13 protein-coding genes are annotated in these 18,333 nt (G+C 39.5%); 3 read left to right on the forward strand and 10 right to left on the reverse strand.

Annotated elements, in window-relative coordinates:
• Positions 1-52: 52 nt before the first annotated feature.
• Positions 53-751, reverse strand: a complete 699-nt coding sequence (locus AC2CZC_RS17290) for an SIMPL domain-containing protein (RefSeq protein WP_484582759.1) — start codon at positions 749-751, stop codon at positions 53-55.
• Between the two features lie 312 nt (positions 752-1,063).
• On the opposite strand from AC2CZC_RS17290, the gene AC2CZC_RS17295 reads away from it, so the two are divergent.
• Positions 1,064-5,158 carry a response regulator gene (locus AC2CZC_RS17295; protein WP_484582760.1) on the forward strand — a complete coding sequence of 1,365 codons (4,095 nt, stop codon included), beginning with the start codon at positions 1,064-1,066 and terminating at the stop codon, positions 5,156-5,158.
• A 47-nt stretch (positions 5,159-5,205) separates the two neighbouring features.
• On the opposite strand, the gene AC2CZC_RS17300 is transcribed toward AC2CZC_RS17295, so the two are convergent.
• From AC2CZC_RS17300 to ggt, 4 genes are all read right to left on the reverse strand, one after another.
• A complete protein-coding gene (locus AC2CZC_RS17300) occupies positions 5,206-6,012 on the reverse strand; it encodes a hypothetical protein (protein ID WP_484582761.1) in 807 nt (268 codons plus the stop codon).
• A 524-nt stretch (positions 6,013-6,536) separates the two neighbouring features.
• On the reverse strand, positions 6,537-7,355 hold the full coding sequence (locus AC2CZC_RS17305; RefSeq protein ID WP_484582762.1) for an ABC transporter substrate-binding protein: 819 nt from the start codon (positions 7,353-7,355) through the stop codon (positions 6,537-6,539).
• Positions 7,356-7,480: 125 nt separating this feature from the next.
• Entirely contained in the window at positions 7,481-9,175 is a 1,695-nt protein-coding gene (locus AC2CZC_RS17310; RefSeq protein ID WP_484582763.1) for an NAD-dependent malic enzyme, read from the reverse strand.
• Positions 9,176-9,346: 171 nt separating this feature from the next.
• Positions 9,347-11,119: a gamma-glutamyltransferase gene (ggt, locus tag AC2CZC_RS17315; protein ID WP_484582764.1), complete on the reverse strand. Its 1,773-nt coding sequence runs from the start codon at positions 11,117-11,119 to the stop codon at positions 9,347-9,349.
• 171 nt (positions 11,120-11,290) lie between these two features.
• On the opposite strand from ggt, the gene rrtA reads away from it, so the two are divergent.
• Positions 11,291-11,803: a rhombosortase gene (gene rrtA, locus AC2CZC_RS17320; protein WP_484582765.1), complete on the forward strand. Its 513-nt coding sequence runs from the start codon at positions 11,291-11,293 to the stop codon at positions 11,801-11,803.
• Positions 11,804-11,858: 55 nt separating this feature from the next.
• On the opposite strand, the gene AC2CZC_RS17325 is transcribed toward rrtA, so the two are convergent.
• From AC2CZC_RS17325 to AC2CZC_RS17345, 5 genes are all read right to left on the reverse strand, one after another.
• On the reverse strand, positions 11,859-14,342 hold the full coding sequence (locus AC2CZC_RS17325) for a S9 family peptidase (RefSeq protein WP_484582766.1): 2,484 nt from the start codon (positions 14,340-14,342) through the stop codon (positions 11,859-11,861).
• 279 nt (positions 14,343-14,621) lie between these two features.
• Positions 14,622-15,560: a YeiH family protein gene (locus tag AC2CZC_RS17330; RefSeq protein ID WP_484582767.1), complete on the reverse strand. Its 939-nt coding sequence runs from the start codon at positions 15,558-15,560 to the stop codon at positions 14,622-14,624.
• A gap of 58 nt (positions 15,561-15,618) precedes the next feature.
• Positions 15,619-16,767 carry a 5-(carboxyamino)imidazole ribonucleotide synthase gene (locus AC2CZC_RS17335; protein WP_484582768.1) on the reverse strand — a complete coding sequence of 383 codons (1,149 nt, stop codon included), beginning with the start codon at positions 16,765-16,767 and terminating at the stop codon, positions 15,619-15,621.
• A 1-nt stretch (position 16,768) separates the two neighbouring features.
• Complete coding sequence (gene purE, locus AC2CZC_RS17340) at positions 16,769-17,251, reverse strand: 5-(carboxyamino)imidazole ribonucleotide mutase (protein WP_484582769.1); 483 nt, start codon at positions 17,249-17,251, stop codon at positions 16,769-16,771.
• Positions 17,252-17,431: 180 nt separating this feature from the next.
• On the reverse strand, positions 17,432-17,647 hold the full coding sequence (locus AC2CZC_RS17345) for a hypothetical protein (RefSeq protein ID WP_484582770.1): 216 nt from the start codon (positions 17,645-17,647) through the stop codon (positions 17,432-17,434).
• Positions 17,648-17,782: 135 nt separating this feature from the next.
• Between AC2CZC_RS17345 and AC2CZC_RS17350 the strand changes: the two genes are divergently transcribed.
• Positions 17,783-18,307, forward strand: a complete 525-nt coding sequence (locus AC2CZC_RS17350; protein WP_063363807.1) for a TetR/AcrR family transcriptional regulator — start codon at positions 17,783-17,785, stop codon at positions 18,305-18,307.
• Positions 18,308-18,333: the final 26 nt, after the last annotated feature.

An 18,333-nucleotide genomic window follows, 5' to 3' on the forward strand; every position in this document is an offset into this window, starting at 1 on the left:
CCTTGTATATCTTTAGTATACGTTGTTTTAAGAGGACTTTAAAAGAACCAAATTAATCTATGTAGTAAACCGCGTACACTTCTGCTGTCAATTTCGTATCACCCGTGCTGTATGCATCTTGAAGACTCATAGATTCCGCTGCCATCACTTTACCTCTAGCATATGGCTGAGTCGGAACATTCATCGGCGCGAAAGACACAGAATACAAGTCACCTACTTTAACACCAAAACCATCGGCAAGTTCTTTTGCACCAAGCTTTGCTTGTTCAATAGCGTTCTGTTTAAGCTCTTTCATAATCTCTGATTTATCTTCAACGACGAATTGCGTGTTGTTGAATTGATTAATGCCACTGTCTACAAATGCTTGCAACAGCTCAGGGTATTTATCAATATCTTTCAGTTTTAGCGTGATGTTACGACTCACTTTAAAGCCGGTGAATTCTTCCTCATTTGTACTGCGATTGTAACGAGTTTGCTTGTAAACATTTAATTGGTCGGCATTTATGTGATTACCTTTCACACCAAAGCTTTTCGCAATACTTAAAGCTTTTGCAACGACATCGTCAACGTCTGATTTTGCTTGCTGTAGATTTTTGCTTTTCTCGTTAATTGCAACATTGATAATGGCTGTATCTGGCTGAACAGATACTTCTGAGTACCCTTTTACATATAAATGCGGAGTCGTTGGGATGCTCCCCGCCATTGCCGAAGTGCTTAACAACACCGAAAATGCAGCTGTTAATAAACGCATAAACTCTCCAAAATATTCATTTTTGTATCTACGGGTGTAATTGAAACACATTTAAATTAATTGGTACTGAATATTCAAAGTTTTGTCTATATGTCTGAGACATAAGACTTAACTTTCTCAGCATGGGGAACTGTTATCATCCAAATTACTAGGTTAATCAATTTTCTAGAAAAACAGCCCTCAGAATAGATATTGCTCATAACTTAAACTAGCCTAATATTATGAATAACAAGATCTTCTATAAAAACACGGTTAATAATATCACTTATGGGTAAACCGCTTTCAATAATTGGCTCAATTGTAGTATTGGGCATGCTAATACCAAGTTTCTGCTTTGCCAGCATACCCATCTTAAGCAACCAATATTCTGCAAAAAAATTAACTGCTGAAGATGGATTTGTATCCTCTGAAATATACTCAATCATACAAGATCAGCAAGGCATGTTATGGTTTGGCACTGCTGAAAATGGTGTTATGCGGTATGATGGCCGAAAAGTCACACTATTCGAATTTGATAGTGAATCTGTAAATGGCCTGTCTCACAATGATGCCGGCAATTTGATGATAGATAGAAACGGCATCATTTGGATAGGCACTTGGGGAGGTGGCGCAAATCGCTATAACCCGAAAACAGGTAAATTTGAAAATTATTATCATGATAAAAATGTCCCTGGTTCTATTTCCGCGAACAGGATCCAATCTCTCTATCATGATTTGGATGGGACGATTTGGCTTGGCTCTTATGATAATGGACTCAATAAATATATTGGGCCTGACAATTTTGAACATGTCAAAAAAACAGAAAATGGAAATAACGGCTTATCTCATAACCGAGTTTGGGATATCGAAAATAGTGACATAGACAACTTGTGGGTAGCAACAAGTTATGGTTTGAATTTATACAATAAAGTAGAAGGCACATTTGAATACTTTTTTCCTGATCCCAATAACAAAACGCCTACAGGTGCGAATGAAATTCGTCACGTTTTAAAGTCATCACAAGGGATCGTATACGTTGGCACACAAAAAGGACCATTTATTTTTAATTCACAAGATCAGTCATTTTCTAGAATTGGTTTTGTGAATGGTCAGCACCTAGGACAGGTAAACTCCATAATTGAAGATCATGAAGGCTATATCTGGTTTGTAACCAGCAGAGGCGTATTTAGAAGAGATGAAAACAGCGAGCGCCTGGTACAGCTTGACCTAGAGCAAAATAGTGGAATGCGTATAATTTTTGAAGATAATGCAAACACACTTTGGATCACCAATGAATTGCACGGTATTTTCAAATTAGTGCCACATAGAAAGTTTAAATCTATAGATAATCCAGAGTTAAGTGCGCCTAACGGTATTGCCGCTGATAAAGATGGAGATGTATTAATCGCTAACTCTGATTCACAACTATTCAAGTGGGATGTATCTGAATCAACCTTAAGAGCTCTATTTCCACCCGTATTCACCAAAGATAAAGGTTTTGAGTTGAACAGGTTATTAGAGCGCCCTGTGCTTTTATTAGATAAAAACAACATTGTTTGGATGGCACAGGATGAGGGATTGGTCAGGTTTGATCTAAACACAATGCAAAGCACGCTTATTAGTTACCCTAAATCTGAACCAAGCTATAGTGAGTTTCGTGAAATTAGAGCTCTTTCGGTAGATAAAGATGGACATCTTTGGGTTGGTACATACAAAAACGGAGTGTACATTTACAACCCCAAATTGAATGAATTTAAACATTTAGGTGAAGAATATGGATTGTCTCATCCTGAAGTACTCAAAATATATAAAGATAAGTCACAGAACATTTGGGTCGGTACTGGAAATGGTGTGAATTTATGGGTTGATGAAGCGAAAGGTTTTAAATCGTTTGTTAACACTAAAGATTCTGACAACAGTTTACTTGGAAGTATCGTGCAAGACATCTATGAAACCCAAAATGGCTATATCTGGATAGCGACCCAACAAGGTTTAAACCTCTATAAAAAGGATTCTAATACATTTACTCACTTTAATACACAAAGTGGCCTACCAAGTAGCCTTATAAGGTCAATATCAGATGATGAAAAAGGGAATTTATGGCTCACAACTAACAAAGGAATTACAAAACTTAACCCCAATACAGGAAAAGTCACTAACTTTGACAGTCAAAATGGTCTACTTGGACTTAATTATTACCCAAGCAGCTTGGTGAAAGCGAAAAATAATACTTTATTCACTAATAGCCAAAGAGGTATTGAATATTTCAGCACATTGACCACACAGACGACAATTGAAGAACCTGAGTTGGTTTTAACTGGCTTTAATAAAATGGGAGTGCCCGTTAAACTTGATACGCCCTACTCTTATGTAGAAAATATCAATATATCATATCTTGATTACATCTTTTCTTTTGAGTTTTCAGTACTCGACTATTTATCCCCCAACAAAAATATCTACGCCTACAAACTAGAAGGGTATGATGATAACTGGATTGAAATTGGTAATAGGAATACTGCATCGTTCACTAACTTGGATGGTGGTAGTTATCAATTTAAGGTTAAAGCGACCAACAGCAGCGGTGAATGGGGAGAAAAAGTGTTATCAATAAATGTGTATGTCTCTCCCCCGCCTTGGAAAACTTGGTGGGCTTATTCGCTTTATGCTCTATTTGTTGTAAGTGGTGTTGTTATGGTCATTTACTTGCGAACAAAACTACAAAAAGCCGAAATCAGACGTCAAAAGCAATTTGTTGTCGCACTTGAGCAGCAAGTATCAGAGAAGACAGCTTCACTTGAAACACAAGCGAGAAAACTGGAGGGTGCACTTAAAAAGGCGGAAGAAGCGACCAGATTGAAATCTGAGTTTTTAGCTAATATGAGCCACGAAATACGCACCCCTATGAACGGCGTTATTGGCATGTTGGACTTATTAAAATGCAGTGGATTAACTCAAGAACAATCGCATTCAGTCAATATTGCCAGTACAAGTGCGCACTCATTGCTGAGCTTAATAAACGATATTTTAGACTTTTCTAAAATTGAGGCTGACAAACTTGAGCTTGAGTTTGTCGATTTTGATCTTCGTGAGCTCCTTGAAAGCCTTTCAGAATCAATGGCCCTTGCTGCGCAAGAAAAAGGCGTCAGTATTGTTTTAGACTTTTCAGACATCAAAGAACCCATGATTCAATCTGATCCTGGCAGAATAAGACAAGTAGTAACAAATATATTAAGCAATGCCATTAAATTTACTGAAAGTGGAGAAATTATTCTATCTGCATCATTAGATGAAGATAATAACACCGGCAATTGTATTTTTTCATGTAATGTAAGCGATACAGGTATTGGGATCCCTGAGGAAAAGCTCGCGACATTATTTGACTCTTTCATTCAGGTTGATGCCTCAACCACACGTAAATATGGGGGTACCGGTTTAGGCCTTAGTATTACAAAAAAACTATGCCAGCTGCTTGGAGGCGATGTAGATGTCACCAGCCAAGTCGGCATTGGCAGCTGTTTCAGTATTCAGTGCTCCGTTAAAAAAAGTCATATTGAAAACGTCATTAACCCAGACTTTAGTAAACGAAACATCACGATGTTACTTGTTGACCCAAATACCTCAAGTAATAATGCGATAAAAAAGCAGCTTGAATTCTGGGGAGTCGGCGTGATTGAAGCTTTAAATGCTGATCAGGCTTTACGAATTCTAAATAAAAGTTCTATTGATTTAGTTCTGTTCAATAAAACGCTTACTGGCTTAAGTGGTGAGCTAATGGCTAAAGAAATAAAAAGTAAAGCCTCTTTCAAACATATTAAATTAATTATGATGACGCATTTAGCTGAACACTTTGAAGCAATACATAATAGCTCTGTAAAACTGGATGGATATTTCACAAAACCTACAACCAAGAAAGACTTACTCAAAGCCCTTGCCACAATCACAGAAACTCTTGACTCAGCAGCGCATGTGTCCAAAGCAACTATTCAGAACAGTACAGAAAAATTTAGAAATACATTTTCAAAAAATACGCGGATCTTATTGGTTGAAGATAATAAGGTAAACCAGATTGTCGCTATACGAACCTTAGATAGTTTAAACCTAATAGTAGAAGTGGCTGAAAATGGCTTAGAAGCGCTAGAGAAGCTCAAAGAAACCACAGTGGGATCAGAGTATTCAATCATATTAATGGACTGCCAAATGCCAATAATGGATGGATATGAAACAACTAAAAACATTCGTGAATCAAATGCTGGCCCACAAAATTCAAACATACCCATTATTGCAATGACAGCAAACGCTATGCAAGGTGATAAGCAAAAGTGCTTGGATGCAGGCATGGATGATTATATTACTAAGCCAATCGAAGCGAATAAAGTCTTTGAGAAACTCGAGTATTGGTACAGTCAAAAAAATAAATCCGGCAATTAGAACAAAAAATGGGCCAAATGGCCCATTCTACAAAGTAAAAGTAACAATTACTTATAACTTACGTTATCAACAACTAGGTTGATATCGTTTTCACCAGTTACTTCCCAAACAGTTGTGTGTTCAGTCGTACCTGCAGGGTTATGACAAGCTACTGTTTGTCTGAAAACTCGGCCGATTTGTGAATACACTTGCTCATTTAGTGCAAAGTGATTTGTGTGGAAAAGCGGTGTAGAGCCTTCGCCATTAAATACTTTTGAAACTAAACCATCGTTAATTTGTGATGTACAGTAACCGTCTTCAGTACCATTGTTTACTAGAATTGAGGATGTATAACTAACTTGGTCATACCAACCTGCGCCACCACAATGTTGAGATTGACCGCTACAGTCCGGAGTCTGCCAAGGACCAACACCTGTTAAGCTAGCATTCCATGTGATCTTTGGTAAGGCTGGGATTTTATGCTTTGCAACATAGCTAACACCCGTTTCAGATTCACAGTTTAGAATTAAAACGCGAGTACGTTGTAATTGCTCATCAGTGAAATAGCCTTGCAAGCTCACACGGTCAATGTGGTGTGTGTTTAGGCCTGCTGGGCTAATACCAACATTAGCAATGAATTGGCCAGAAACTTCGTCATATACAGCGCCTGAAGAACATGTACCGTATCTATCTGCACGGAATACCCAAGCACCGAAAGTACGTGAATTTTCAGAGTCTGTTACTATGCGTTCCATTAACTCACCAGCATAATTAGACTCACGGTCATATCCATCTAAATCGTCTACAATTACGCTTGCTGCAGCACTATTGATTACAAGTAAAGATACAGCTGCTGTGAGAAGTTTGATTTTCATTTTTTAATCCCTTTTATTAGATTAGTTTAATTTATTAAAAAAGCCTTTTAAAGAAGGCGTAATGTCGATTTTTTGCAGCGGTAATACTCAACGCTATCTAACAAGTTGATATACCTCACTGCCTGTTTCGCTATCTAAGTTAGGTGTAAAAAAATGCCTTGTAAATGGACGAAATCTCTAGCATTCAGTTTAAAAGCGGGAAGCTTTGTTAATGAAAAATAGGAATTTCTTAGTAATAAAAAAGTGATGACTGTGATTAGTTCTTCTATATGGCGTATGATTATATCTTTATTTATCACAAGCTTGCTTTAATAATTTGTTTTCAATAATATTTTATTTTGATATAAAATTAATGATTAAAAAATCAGTAATCAGTATTGGAGCATGAGCAAAGCTGAGAAAAAGGCTAAATTCTATTAAACCAAGAGTTTCATTAAAAAATTTAATTTATAACAATACATAGTGCTTTGATAACTTACCTAAGTAAACTTAAGAGTGATTTAATAAAAAAAGTAATCTAAAATTTAATCATTTATACTAAAAGCTGCTTTTAGAGAATTACTAATGAACACTTCTTCTTGGGGAAGAAATAGGTTTGCATGTGCTTGTATAATTAAGTCCTGAATTTTACGTTTTTGAAGTGTTCTTTCAAACAAGTCAACTGCTCTTCTGCCAACTTTAGAATCTGAACAAGCGATGTAGCCAAAAATAGTGGACTTTGTATCGCCTATCGCATGAAAAGAGATATCTTTTAGCACTTCTTCTGAAGGGAAATCCGTGACGAATACTGAGCTATATTCAATGATCCCATCCAAACGACCTTGAACCAACATTTGCCTCAGTCTAAATGCGCTATCATTGCCCTCACCGATAAATAGCCTATCTGTATTTGCAGTTATAAAATCGTCAATTTCTAGTCCATATGAACGGCCTTTGGTAACACCAATCCTTAATCCCATTGACAGCGCTTTTTTTAAAGTCACTTCGATAGACACAAACTTTTTATTGCGTAAGATAAGTCGATTGGAGGGAAAGGCCATTAAAGGCAGTGACACAAACAAAGCCATTGTTTCACGCTCAGGCGTTCGAACCTTGTTATACAAGCAGACGTTTTCATGATGTTTAAGCTCTCGCCACTCACGTTCTCTACTCGCTGGCACAAACTCAATCGCCATTTCATTATTTAAGTTTCTAGCAATTATCAATAGCAGCTGAGTAGCCAAATCCCCAGGGGATTCACCATAGGATGGGTTGTAGTCCGATACAATTTCAATTTTTAAAGGTTTGGAAAAGCTAAAGAAAGAAAGGAAAACACAAGCTAAAAGCACAAATCTAGACGGCATAGATACTCCTACTGCATGCAGTCCGTGCTGTAAATTATTAATTAAGTATAGCTACAAACCAATTGTTTGCTATTTATTTAGCGCAATAAAAAGGCCCTCAATCGAGGGCCTTATAACAACTTATATTAGATGCTACAACGTTTGTAGTTTCTATACTCTGGCATCCAGTAGTTTTTATCAATTGCAGACCAAATGAGGTCATCAGGCATATCTAAAGACACCCCTTCTTCCATCGCTTTTTTGGCAACAGCAAATGCAATTCGCTTACTTAATTGCTCAATTTCTACCAGTGAAGGCAGCAGGCTACCTTTACCTGTGTTTGCCCATGGAGAAGATTCTGCTAATGTTTCACTCGCAACCATTAACATTGATTCAGTGATTCTTGACGCTTTAGCAGCCAATACACCTAGACCAATACCTGGGAAAATGTAGCTGTTATTACATTGAGGGATTACGTGTGTTTTACCACCAAATTCCACTGGTTCAAACGGGCTACCAGTAGCAACAATCGCATTACCTTCTGTCCACTCAATCACATCTTTTGGATGTGCTTCAACTTGGCGAGATGGATTGCTAAGCGGGAAGATGATTGGTTGTTCACAACCTACGTGCATCGCTTTGATCACTTGCTCAGTAAATAAGCCTGGTTGTCCTGATACACCAATTAAAATATCTGGTTGTGCACAGTGCATCACGTCGAGTAAAGATGCAAACTCACCGCTATAGTTCCAGCTCTCTAGGTTTGCTGTCGTTTGAACAAGTGCTGCTTGGAAGTCTCTCAAGCCTTCCATTCCTTCAGTTAATAGACCAAACCTGTCAACCATAAACACTTGGCTGCGCGCTTGCTCATCTGAGATACCTTCAGATACCATTTGGGCAATGATTTGCTCAGCGATACCACAACCTGCTGAACCTGCACCAACAAAAACAACTTTTTGCTCTGATAATTTTGCGCCTTTAACTCGACAAGCAGCAAGTAAAGAGCCAACTGTTACAGAAGCTGTACCTTGAATATCGTCGTTAAAGCAGCAAATTTCATCACGGTAGCGTTTTAAAAGAGGCATTGCATTTGGTTGTGCAAAATCTTCAAACTGAAGTAACACATTTGGCCAGCGGCGCTTCACTGCTTTAATAAATAGGTCTAAGAACTCGTCGTATTCTTCTTGACTGATGCGCTTATGTCTTGCACCCATATACATTGGGTCGTTTAATAACTTCTCGTTATTTGTGCCCACATCTAACATCACTGGTAATGTATACGCAGGACTGATCCCGCCACAGACTGTGTAAAGAGCCAGCTTACCAATTGGAATACCCATACCACCGATACCTTGGTCGCCCAGACCAAGAATTCGCTCACCATCAGTTACTACGATTACCTTTACTTTGCCTTTAGTCGCATTGCGAAGAATATCATCGATGTTGTGGCGATCTTCATATGAAATAAATAATCCACGAGAGCTGCGATAAATATCAGAGAACTTTTCACACGCATCACCTACCGTTGGTGTGTAGATGATAGGCATCATCTCTTCTAGGTGATCTCTTACTAAGCGGTAGTAAAGCGTCTCATTGTTGTCTTGAATAGCTCGTAAATAAATATGCTTGTTTAGGTTATCTTTGAAACTTGAAAATTGTTGATAACAACGCTCTACCTGCTCCTCAATTGTTTCATAACGAGGAGGAACTAAACCTGCTAAGTTGAAGTTTTCACGCTCATGCTGGCTAAATGCACTGCCTTTATTAAGAAGCGGAGTTTCCAATAAAGTTGGGCCAGAATATGGGATGTAGAGGTAGTTAGGGTCGGTTTGTTTAGTCATATTTACAAGCTGTGACTCTTAATTTTTGATATAAGGGATCATTATTGTCTAAGTACACAAATTTTCAATCACTTTAGTGCACATCAGACCAATAAAACGGCCCTGTAAACGAATGAGAGATCCGTAAACAGGGTCATACATTATAACTGAATAATCTATAATATCCTATGCTTACTCGCTAGATTCTCCAAGTGCGACCCCTTCTCTGCGCGGATCTGCCCCGCCAAATAAAAGGCCTTCTTTTATTTCAATCGCGTGAATACCTGAATTTAAATCAGAGATACGTACTTTATGGCCCTTTGACTCCAACCAAGGCTTCATTGCTTTTAAATCAGTTCCTTTCTCTAAGGTTGTATATTTATTACGATTTGTAACACGCGGTAAGTTAATTGCCTGCTGTGGCGTTAAACCCCAATCAAGTACGCCAATCACAGTTTGCGCTACGTAGTTAATAATTCGACTTCCACCAGGAGACCCCACAACCAACTTTAAGCTGCCATCTTTATTAAATACCATCACCGGGGCCATAGAGCTTCTTGGACGCTTATTTGGCTCAACTCGGTTAGCAACCCATTTTCCACCAACTTTAGGTGAAAGAGAGAAATCAGTCAGTTGGTTGTTCAATAAATACCCGTTCACCATAACGGTTGAGCCAAAGCCCATTTCAATAGAGCTCGTCATAGAAACAGCATTACCTTTACTGTCAACGATTGACAAGTGCGTAGTTGATGGTAGTTCATAGCTGTCGTCTTGAGCGTAAGATAATTTCCCCATTGATGGGTCGCCTACAGGCACGTCTTGATTATCTCTTTCCCCGATTAATTTTGCTCTGGAGTTTAAGTAAACTGGGTTTAAAAGCCCTTGGGTCGGCACATCTACAAAATCAGGATCTGCGATATAAAAATTACGATCGGCGAATGCCAATCTTGATGCTTGAGTAAATAAATGAACGGCTTTTGGATCATTTGGTCTGTACTGCGCCAGCTTTTTGCCTTCTAATAACTTCAATATTTGCAGTACCGTTAGTCCGCCGCTACTCGGTGGTGCCATCGAACACACTTTATAATCATGATATGAGGTACAAACTGGGTGACGCTCTTTACTTTGATAATTAGCAAGATCCGACATTGATAAATGACCCGGTGCAATTTCAGATTTTTGCACTGCTTTGACCATATCTTCTGCATATTTCCCTTCATAAAAGGCTTTAGGGCCGTATTCAGCGATCTCTTTAAAGATTTTTGCTAATGCCGGATTCTTTAATAGAGTACCTATTTCGAGCGCTTTACCATTTGGGTAGAAATACTCTTTCGCTGGGGAAAGTTTGGTTAAGCCTGGATTAAACTCTTTTCTAAGCAACATATGAAGTCTGGGGGATACTTTAAAGCCATTGTTAGCAAGTTCAATGGCAGGTTTGAATAGCTGTTTCCACTTTAACACGCCATACTTATCATGCGCTTGCTTCATAGAATGAATAATACCCGGTACACCCACAGAGCGGCCGCCAACAACGGCCTCAATCCACCTAACAGGTTTACCCTCTTTATCTAAAAATAGCGTATGATCTGCTTTTTTTGGTGCGGTCTCACGGCCATCAAACGAGGTGAGGTAATCATTACGCTTGTCATAATGAAGAATAAACGCGCCACCGCCAATACCTGATGATTGTGGCTCAACAAGCGTTAAAACTAGCTGAGCAGCAATAGCTGCATCGATGGCGCTGCCACCCTGTTGAAGCATTAACTGCCCTGCTTTACTTGCATGCGGGTTAGCCGCGACAACCATATACTTTTCAGCAATTTTTTCTTTTTTTAACGTCAGTCCAGTTGCGGCTTCAGGCTCTCTTGCTTCTCGCTTTTTGGGGTCAGCTTGGTCCGCGACAGCGGGTAAACTAGATGCGAGCATCAATGCTAGCAATGAGTGCTTAAATTTGAATGTAGTCATTATTTATTTTCGATCTTCGTTGGCATCATAAAAGTTAACAGGCACAATATGTAAAAATACCTTTATTATTGTAGACATAGCATGCTTGGTTTCAACCTTCCAGTAAGCCCTCAGTATATATTACCGCCATTGACACTAGCGATAATCGCTACTCTATTAATGGCTTTTGATATGCGAGATACACTTGAATTCCACCGCCAATTGATCACTGAAGGTCAAATATGGCGGATTTGGAGTAGCCAATATATTCATACCAATTGGACACATTTAGGTTTGAACCTAGTTGGTATTTTGTTTATTTGGGTACTGCACGCAGAACACACATCAATAAGGCGTTATTTTGTTCATGTTTTATTACTAGGGCTTTGGACTGGATTAGGCATTTGGCTATTTTGTCCAGACATCAGAGTATACACTGGATTAAGCGGATTACTACATGGAATTATTGTTTGGGGTGCGCTAAAAGATATTCAAGTAAAAGAACCTACTGGTATTCTTTTATTCTTGGGTATTGTGGGTAAATTAGCTTGGGAACAATATGCAGGACCGAGTGCTGACGTAGGTAACTTAATTGACTCTCGCGTGGCAATTGAATCACACCTTATTGGCGCGTTAGGTGGGCTTGTTTTAGCCATTCCTTTATTTACACAAAATTTAGGTCGTAATAAATCTGAAAATAATTAATAGCGAGCAATATTAAATGAAAAGGCCAGCATAATGCTGGCCTTTTTCGTCGTTATTAAAGGTTCTCTTTGAACAACTTATATATACGACGGTATTCATCTAACCAGCTTGACGGCTGAACAAAACCATGTGGCTCCACTGGATAGATAGCAGTCTCAAAGTTTTCTTTTTCAAGTTCAATGAAACGCTGTACTAACCTGACAACATCTTGGAAAAACACATTGTCATCAATCATTGGCGCATTGATTAATAGAGGTTTATTTAAACCTTCTGCAAAGTAGATTGGTGAGCTTCGCTTATATGCAATCGGATCTACATCAGGTCTGTTCAAAATATTAGACGTATACGGGTCATTGTAGTATGCCCAATCAGTAACAGGACGAAGCGCCGCACCGGCTTGGAACAACTCAGGCTGCGTGAACAGTGCCATAAACGTCATGAATCCGCCATATGAACCACCATATGTACCGACAGAACCAACATCTACGTTTGCATGCTCGCTCATCCACTTAACGCCATCAGCCAAATCTTGGATCTCTGGAGTACCCATTTGACGATAAATGGCTGTTCTCCAGTCACGGCCATAGCCTTTCGATGCACGATAATCCATATCCATTACCACATAGCCTTCACTTGCTAGTAGTGAGTGGAACATAAACTCGCGGAAGTAAACCGACCAACCCATATGTGAGTTTTGAAGGTAGCCTGCACCATGGTTAAAGATAACCGCTTTGCGCTTTTTACCAGTTTCACCCGGCTTGTAGTCAGCTGGATAATAAACTTTTGCATAAATTGGCGCGTCAGTATGGCTAGATGGTACAGCAACAATTTTAGGTGCAATCAGTTTCTTGTTTAAGAATTCGTCAGAAACCGTATTGGTTAGGCGCTTTGGTTGGGCATTAGGCTTAGCATCAGCAACATAAAGCTCTGTAGGCATCATAATTTTTGAATGCTTAAGTAAAACCTTTGACTCGTCAGGGCTCAGCGAGTAATCAGTTAAGCCATTTAAGTCAGTAATTGCTGATTTTTCTTTTGTGTTTACATCGACGGTGTAAATCTCATAAATACCAGGGTGATCAACGTTTGCTTTGAAGAAAAACTTGCTGTTGTCACGCGTTAGCTTTGGCTCTGATACTACAAACTTACCAGATGTAAGTTGCTTGGCCTTGCCATTGATCGGTTTAACATATAAATGGCTATACCCAGACTCTTCAGATAAGAAAAATAACGTATCTTCGTTATTCAACCAGCCAAAGTCATTATATGCATAGTTTACCCAAGCTTTGTCATGTAGCCTATGCTGCGGCTCAAGTTCGCCTTTATCAAAGTCCAGAGTCGCGATCCAGCGGTCTTTGTTATCCCAAGCTTTGAACATCAATGCGACTTGATCACCTTTGCTATTCCACTGAATAGGAGATTGTGACCAGTACCAATCACGCATTAGCTTAATTGCACGTGGTGATTTCTCAGACTTATACGTCTCACCTTTTGCTTGTGCATTTTCTCTTTTCACATCCGCTAAAACATCTTCGTCAAAGCCAGGTAAGGTCTCAAAACCGATGTTCTTTTGCTCACCTGTTTTCAAGTTAAAGTATCTTACTTCAACTTCAACTGGTTTGTTGTCCGCTACACGGCTGCGCGCTTGAACTGGATCGATATTACCATCTTGACCAATATAATTTGGCATGATGTCTTTTTTTGTTTCTTGAGAGATCATGTGCGATTTGCTAACAGCAACAATTAGCTTGTCACCTTTTGGCGAAATGCTTGAATCTACCAGTTCGTAACCTTCACCGATATAAATTTGTTGGCTAGCAATAGAATTATTTTCAGACTCAATGCTAGCTTGGCGCGCTTCTTTGTCTAACGCGTTTTTATGTGTAAGCGCAACATAATCGATAAGCTTGTGTTGCTCTTTTGCAATGTAGGTATTTGGCTCTTGTGTGCCAACAGGCTTATTACCTTTGTTGATTTTAACTAACTCTTTAGTCAAACCTGTTTTTACATCAACTGAAAAGATTGTTTTTCCTACTTTGAATGCTAGTTCACCAGACACCATGAACTGCAGAATTTTTTCTTTTGCACTGGTACGAGTTAGTTGCTTAACTTCTTGTGTTGCTACATTTTTAACAAAAATATTATTTTGGAATGTATAAGCTTGTAGCTTACCGTCTGAAGAGTATATCGCTTCGTCGCTACCAATGTTATGCAAGTTTGACAAAGCAACAGGCTGTGTACCTTTGCTATTTATCGAAAAAGTGTCCCTAAGCTGGTTTCCAACCTGTTTTTGATTAAAGTAGATAGTATTGCTATCAGCGCCCCAATAAGCATCTTCTGGAGAGCGGCTAATCCAATCTGGATCTGCCATAGCTTGCTCAAGCGTGATGTTTTCGCTACCAAAATCAAGTGGTGTTTGTACGTTTTCAACGACTGTTTTTACAGTGCTGTTAGCACCTTCAAGGTCAGATTGTTGGCTTGTTGTTTGACAACCCGTTAGCAGTAAACCTGCAACGGCAATGCTCAATAGGGATTTTTTCATTAGAGCTCTTCTTTTAAGATTTAAATCGGCGCAATTTAAACAAAAGATAGAACATTATTCGACAGGTTTAAGACCAACAAACAAAGTTTTTAGCTTGTTTGCAGGTGTGTTCACAAAAAAGCAACAATGAAGGGTAAAAAAAGGCCAGTAAAGTTACTGGCCAAATACTCTCTGCGCTCACATAGTCGTTGATAGACAACGAATATGAAATGAGGCATATCCAAGCCTCACATATTCAGACTAGTGCAATTTTAAAAGGTTCAAAAAAATTTAGTAAATTTATTTAATAAATCCATCAAGGATTAACACAAGTATGACTGAACTTACAATTATCCATAAAATCAAGGCCATAATGAATGGCTGCCAGCCACACTGCTGCAATACTTTTTTTGAGATCCCCGAGCCAATCAAAAACAAAGTCCCGACTAAAAGTGCTTTTGCCCCCTCATAGCCCAATTGCCATAAAGACTTGAACTCTGGAAGCCAAGTGTTAATTGCCGCCGCCAATAAGAAGCCAACAATAAATAGAGGGATACTTGTTCTTTCTTCAGAGCGCCAAAATACACCGGCTAGTGCAGTATAGGGCACTATCCACATAGCACGTGTCAGCTTAATCGTAGTTGCCATAGCGAGCGCAACTGGACCATAAGCCGCAGCAGCCCCTACAACGCTGCTCGTATCGTGTATTGCGAGTGCGCTCCAGATTGCAAACTGGCTCTGGCTCAATTCAAAATAATGGCCGAGCCATGGAAATATCAATAAACCAACTGCATTCAATGAAAATACAATTGCCAAGGCAACAGCAATTTCGTCTTGTTTAGCTTTAATAACGGGCGCCATCGCTGCTATCGCGCTGCCACCACAAATCGCGGTACCAAATGAAATAAGCGTGCCGGTATTTTTATTTAATCGAAAAAGTTGAGTGAGAATTTCGCCCAACCCAATAATTGCGGTAATACTAACAATAGTCAAAACTAATGAGCTACGCCCTACTTCAAGTACTTGCATAATATCAACATTAAAGCCCAATCCTATAACTGAAAGCTTAAGCAATAGCTTAGATAAATTCGCACTTTGTATCTCGAAAGGGTTGCCAAGCAGAAGCGCAAAAGTAATACCCATAAATAATGCAGTAGCGGAACCAAAAACTGGGCTGATACACGCTATGAAACAAATCACGTATAGGGCTTTGAAGTAGTTAGGACTGATTTTGGCCATGATAGAGCTTAATAAATACTTAATATAATAAAAAGCCGAGCAGTAGCTCGGCTTTTTTTTAGTTTAAAATTAAGGCGTGGCTTGTAGAACCAACGCCAGGATAATCGTCATCTGGGAGTATCTCAGCGAGCTCAGCTAACCGCTCTCCTAGTTGATGCAAATTATCCGCTGACACATTAATGTGCCCCATTTTTCGGCCTGGCTTAGATTCTTTACCATACCAATGGCTTGTACAATCTTCGATGCCGAGCACAGTATGAGGTATAGATGGTTGACCTAGCACATTAATCATAGCAGTTGGCCTAACAAGTTCCGTTGAACCGATTGGCAGACCTGTAATTGCACGCATATGATTTTCGAATTGGCTTGTATGTGCGCCTTGTTGAGTCCAATGTCCTGAGTTATGTACTCGAGGCGCAATCTCATTGACAAGTAGTTGACCGCCGACATCGAAAAACTCAATGGCCAATACGCCAACATAATCTAGCTCTGTAGCTAACTTCTCGAAGGCAGATTCTGCTTGTACTTGTATTGCTGCCTTTTCTTTGCCTGCAATAGACAGAGTTAAGACACCATTGGTGTGCTGATTCTCAGTCAAAGGATAAACTTTGCACTGCCCGTCTCTGGCACGAACACCAATAATAGAGACTTCTCTATCAAATGGGATCATTTTTTCAGCGATAATCGAATGTGGTGCTGCGTCAGTGCCCGAGTCCAAAAAGTCTTTCATTTCTGACCAAATTTGCTCAGCTTCGTCAGGCGTTTTTAAACGCCACTGCCCTTTACCGTCATAACCTGCTTGACAAGTTTTGATCACAAGCGGCAAACCAAGTTCATCAATCGCGTCAATAAATGCTTGTTTTTCGGTTATTAAAGCATAAGGTGCACAAGGCACTTGTGCGTTGTCTAGCAGAGCTTTTTCTTTGCTGCGATCACCACCAGTTGCAATGGGCTCAGCGCCAGGGAAGAACTTACCACTTTGCTGACAGATACTTAAAACATCTTCTGGTATGTGTTCGAACTCTGCTGTGATAGCGTAAGATTGCTCTACTTCTTGTTCGAGCGTGGTTGGTTTTACTTCAAATGTCACTGGGTTAATCACCTGCTTTGAACCTACATCGTAAGCCAAAACATCAATTCCCAAGTGTGTAGAAGCTAGGCTCATCATGCGGGCCAATTGACCCGCGCCTAGAACTAATACCTTCATGTTACTCAGCAGGATTAGGGTTAGCTAGAATTGTTTCAGTTTGTGCTTTTCTGAACGCTTCTACTTTTTCAAAAATCTCAGGTTGTTGACAACCTAGGATTTGAGCAGCTAGCAAACCAGCATTTGCAGCACCAGCATCACCAATTGCCAGAGTACCAACAGCAACGCCTTTTGGCATCTGACAAATTGAAAGTAAAGAATCAACACCGTTTAGTGTCTTAGACTTAACTGGAACACCTAGTACAGGCAAACTAGTAAATGCAGCAGCCATACCCGGTAAATGCGCTGCGCCGCCAGCGCCAGCGATGATAACCTTAATACCACGCTCAGCTGCCGATGATGCATAATCGGCCAATAATTGAGGAGTGCGATGCGCCGAAACCACCTTTGTTTCATACTCAATGCCAAACTTATCTAACATATCTGCCGCATGTTGCATTGTAGGCCAATCCGACTTAGAGCCCATGATAATGCCAACCGTCATAATAAATCCTCAATTCTAAATTAAACGATACTTACTACAGCGCTAAAGGGGTTGCGCCGAAATCGTGAGTATTATACCCGAGTGATACGTTAAAGCGAGCACCAATAACTAAAAAACCGCGGTATGCGGTTTTTTAGATTGCGATATAACTCATTGCAAAGAATGCATTTTTAAAACTGACTAATCAATCTGGCTAACTGGAACTGACTTTACCTCGTTAGGCTGAGTGTTAAAGGCAGCACGCCAGTGTGTGGAAAACTCCTTTGGACCAAGAATAATCACAAATAGCATCAAGCCTCCAGGAATAAGAACCAACTTAAGTGCTGGGCCTAGTATATAGCTGTAAAAAGCAATGAATGGGACAAATAAAATACAACCAATGATTCGCGTTAGCATCAAACACCTCCTAGTAATTGAGCGCGCTCATTTAATTTAATGAGCGCGCTCAATTTTGTCAATATAAAGATAAGCTTGTTACATTTGCCGAGATTTATGATAAGCTTGCGCTTGCATTCAATATCTTGATTTAATATGAAAAAAAGAGAAATTACAGCTCAAAAAATACTTGATGTCAGCTGGAGTTTATTCCAAGAGCATGGCTATGCAGAAACGACAACTCGTCAAATAGCAACACATGCCTCTGTGGCAACAGGTACAGTGTTTAGCCACTTCCCCAACAAGATTGATATATTAAAGCTGGCGATGCATCAACGCATTGACGAAGTATTGAAAACGGCTCATCAAGAGAATGAACAGACAAGTCCGCGATTACGTCTTAGGCACTATGCTAAGTTTTTATATCGTTTTTACTGTGAGAACCGCCCTTTCAGCAAAGCCCTTTTGCAAGATTTGATGTGGCATAGCGCATTTTTTGAAGACCAGCTTACTGAGTTTAAGCACATGCTTTTTGAAGGCCATAAATATGATGAAGTCAAAGCGACAGCGATGATGGATTGTTATTTTATGACGTTAATTTATGGATTAAATAATGAGCACCTATCCCCTGTAGACTTAGTTTCATTACTTACTGCGAAATTGCAAATGATACACACATAATTATTGTATGATGTGTTCTCTATTTA

Source organism: Pseudoalteromonas sp. MMG033 (assembly GCF_057197785.1).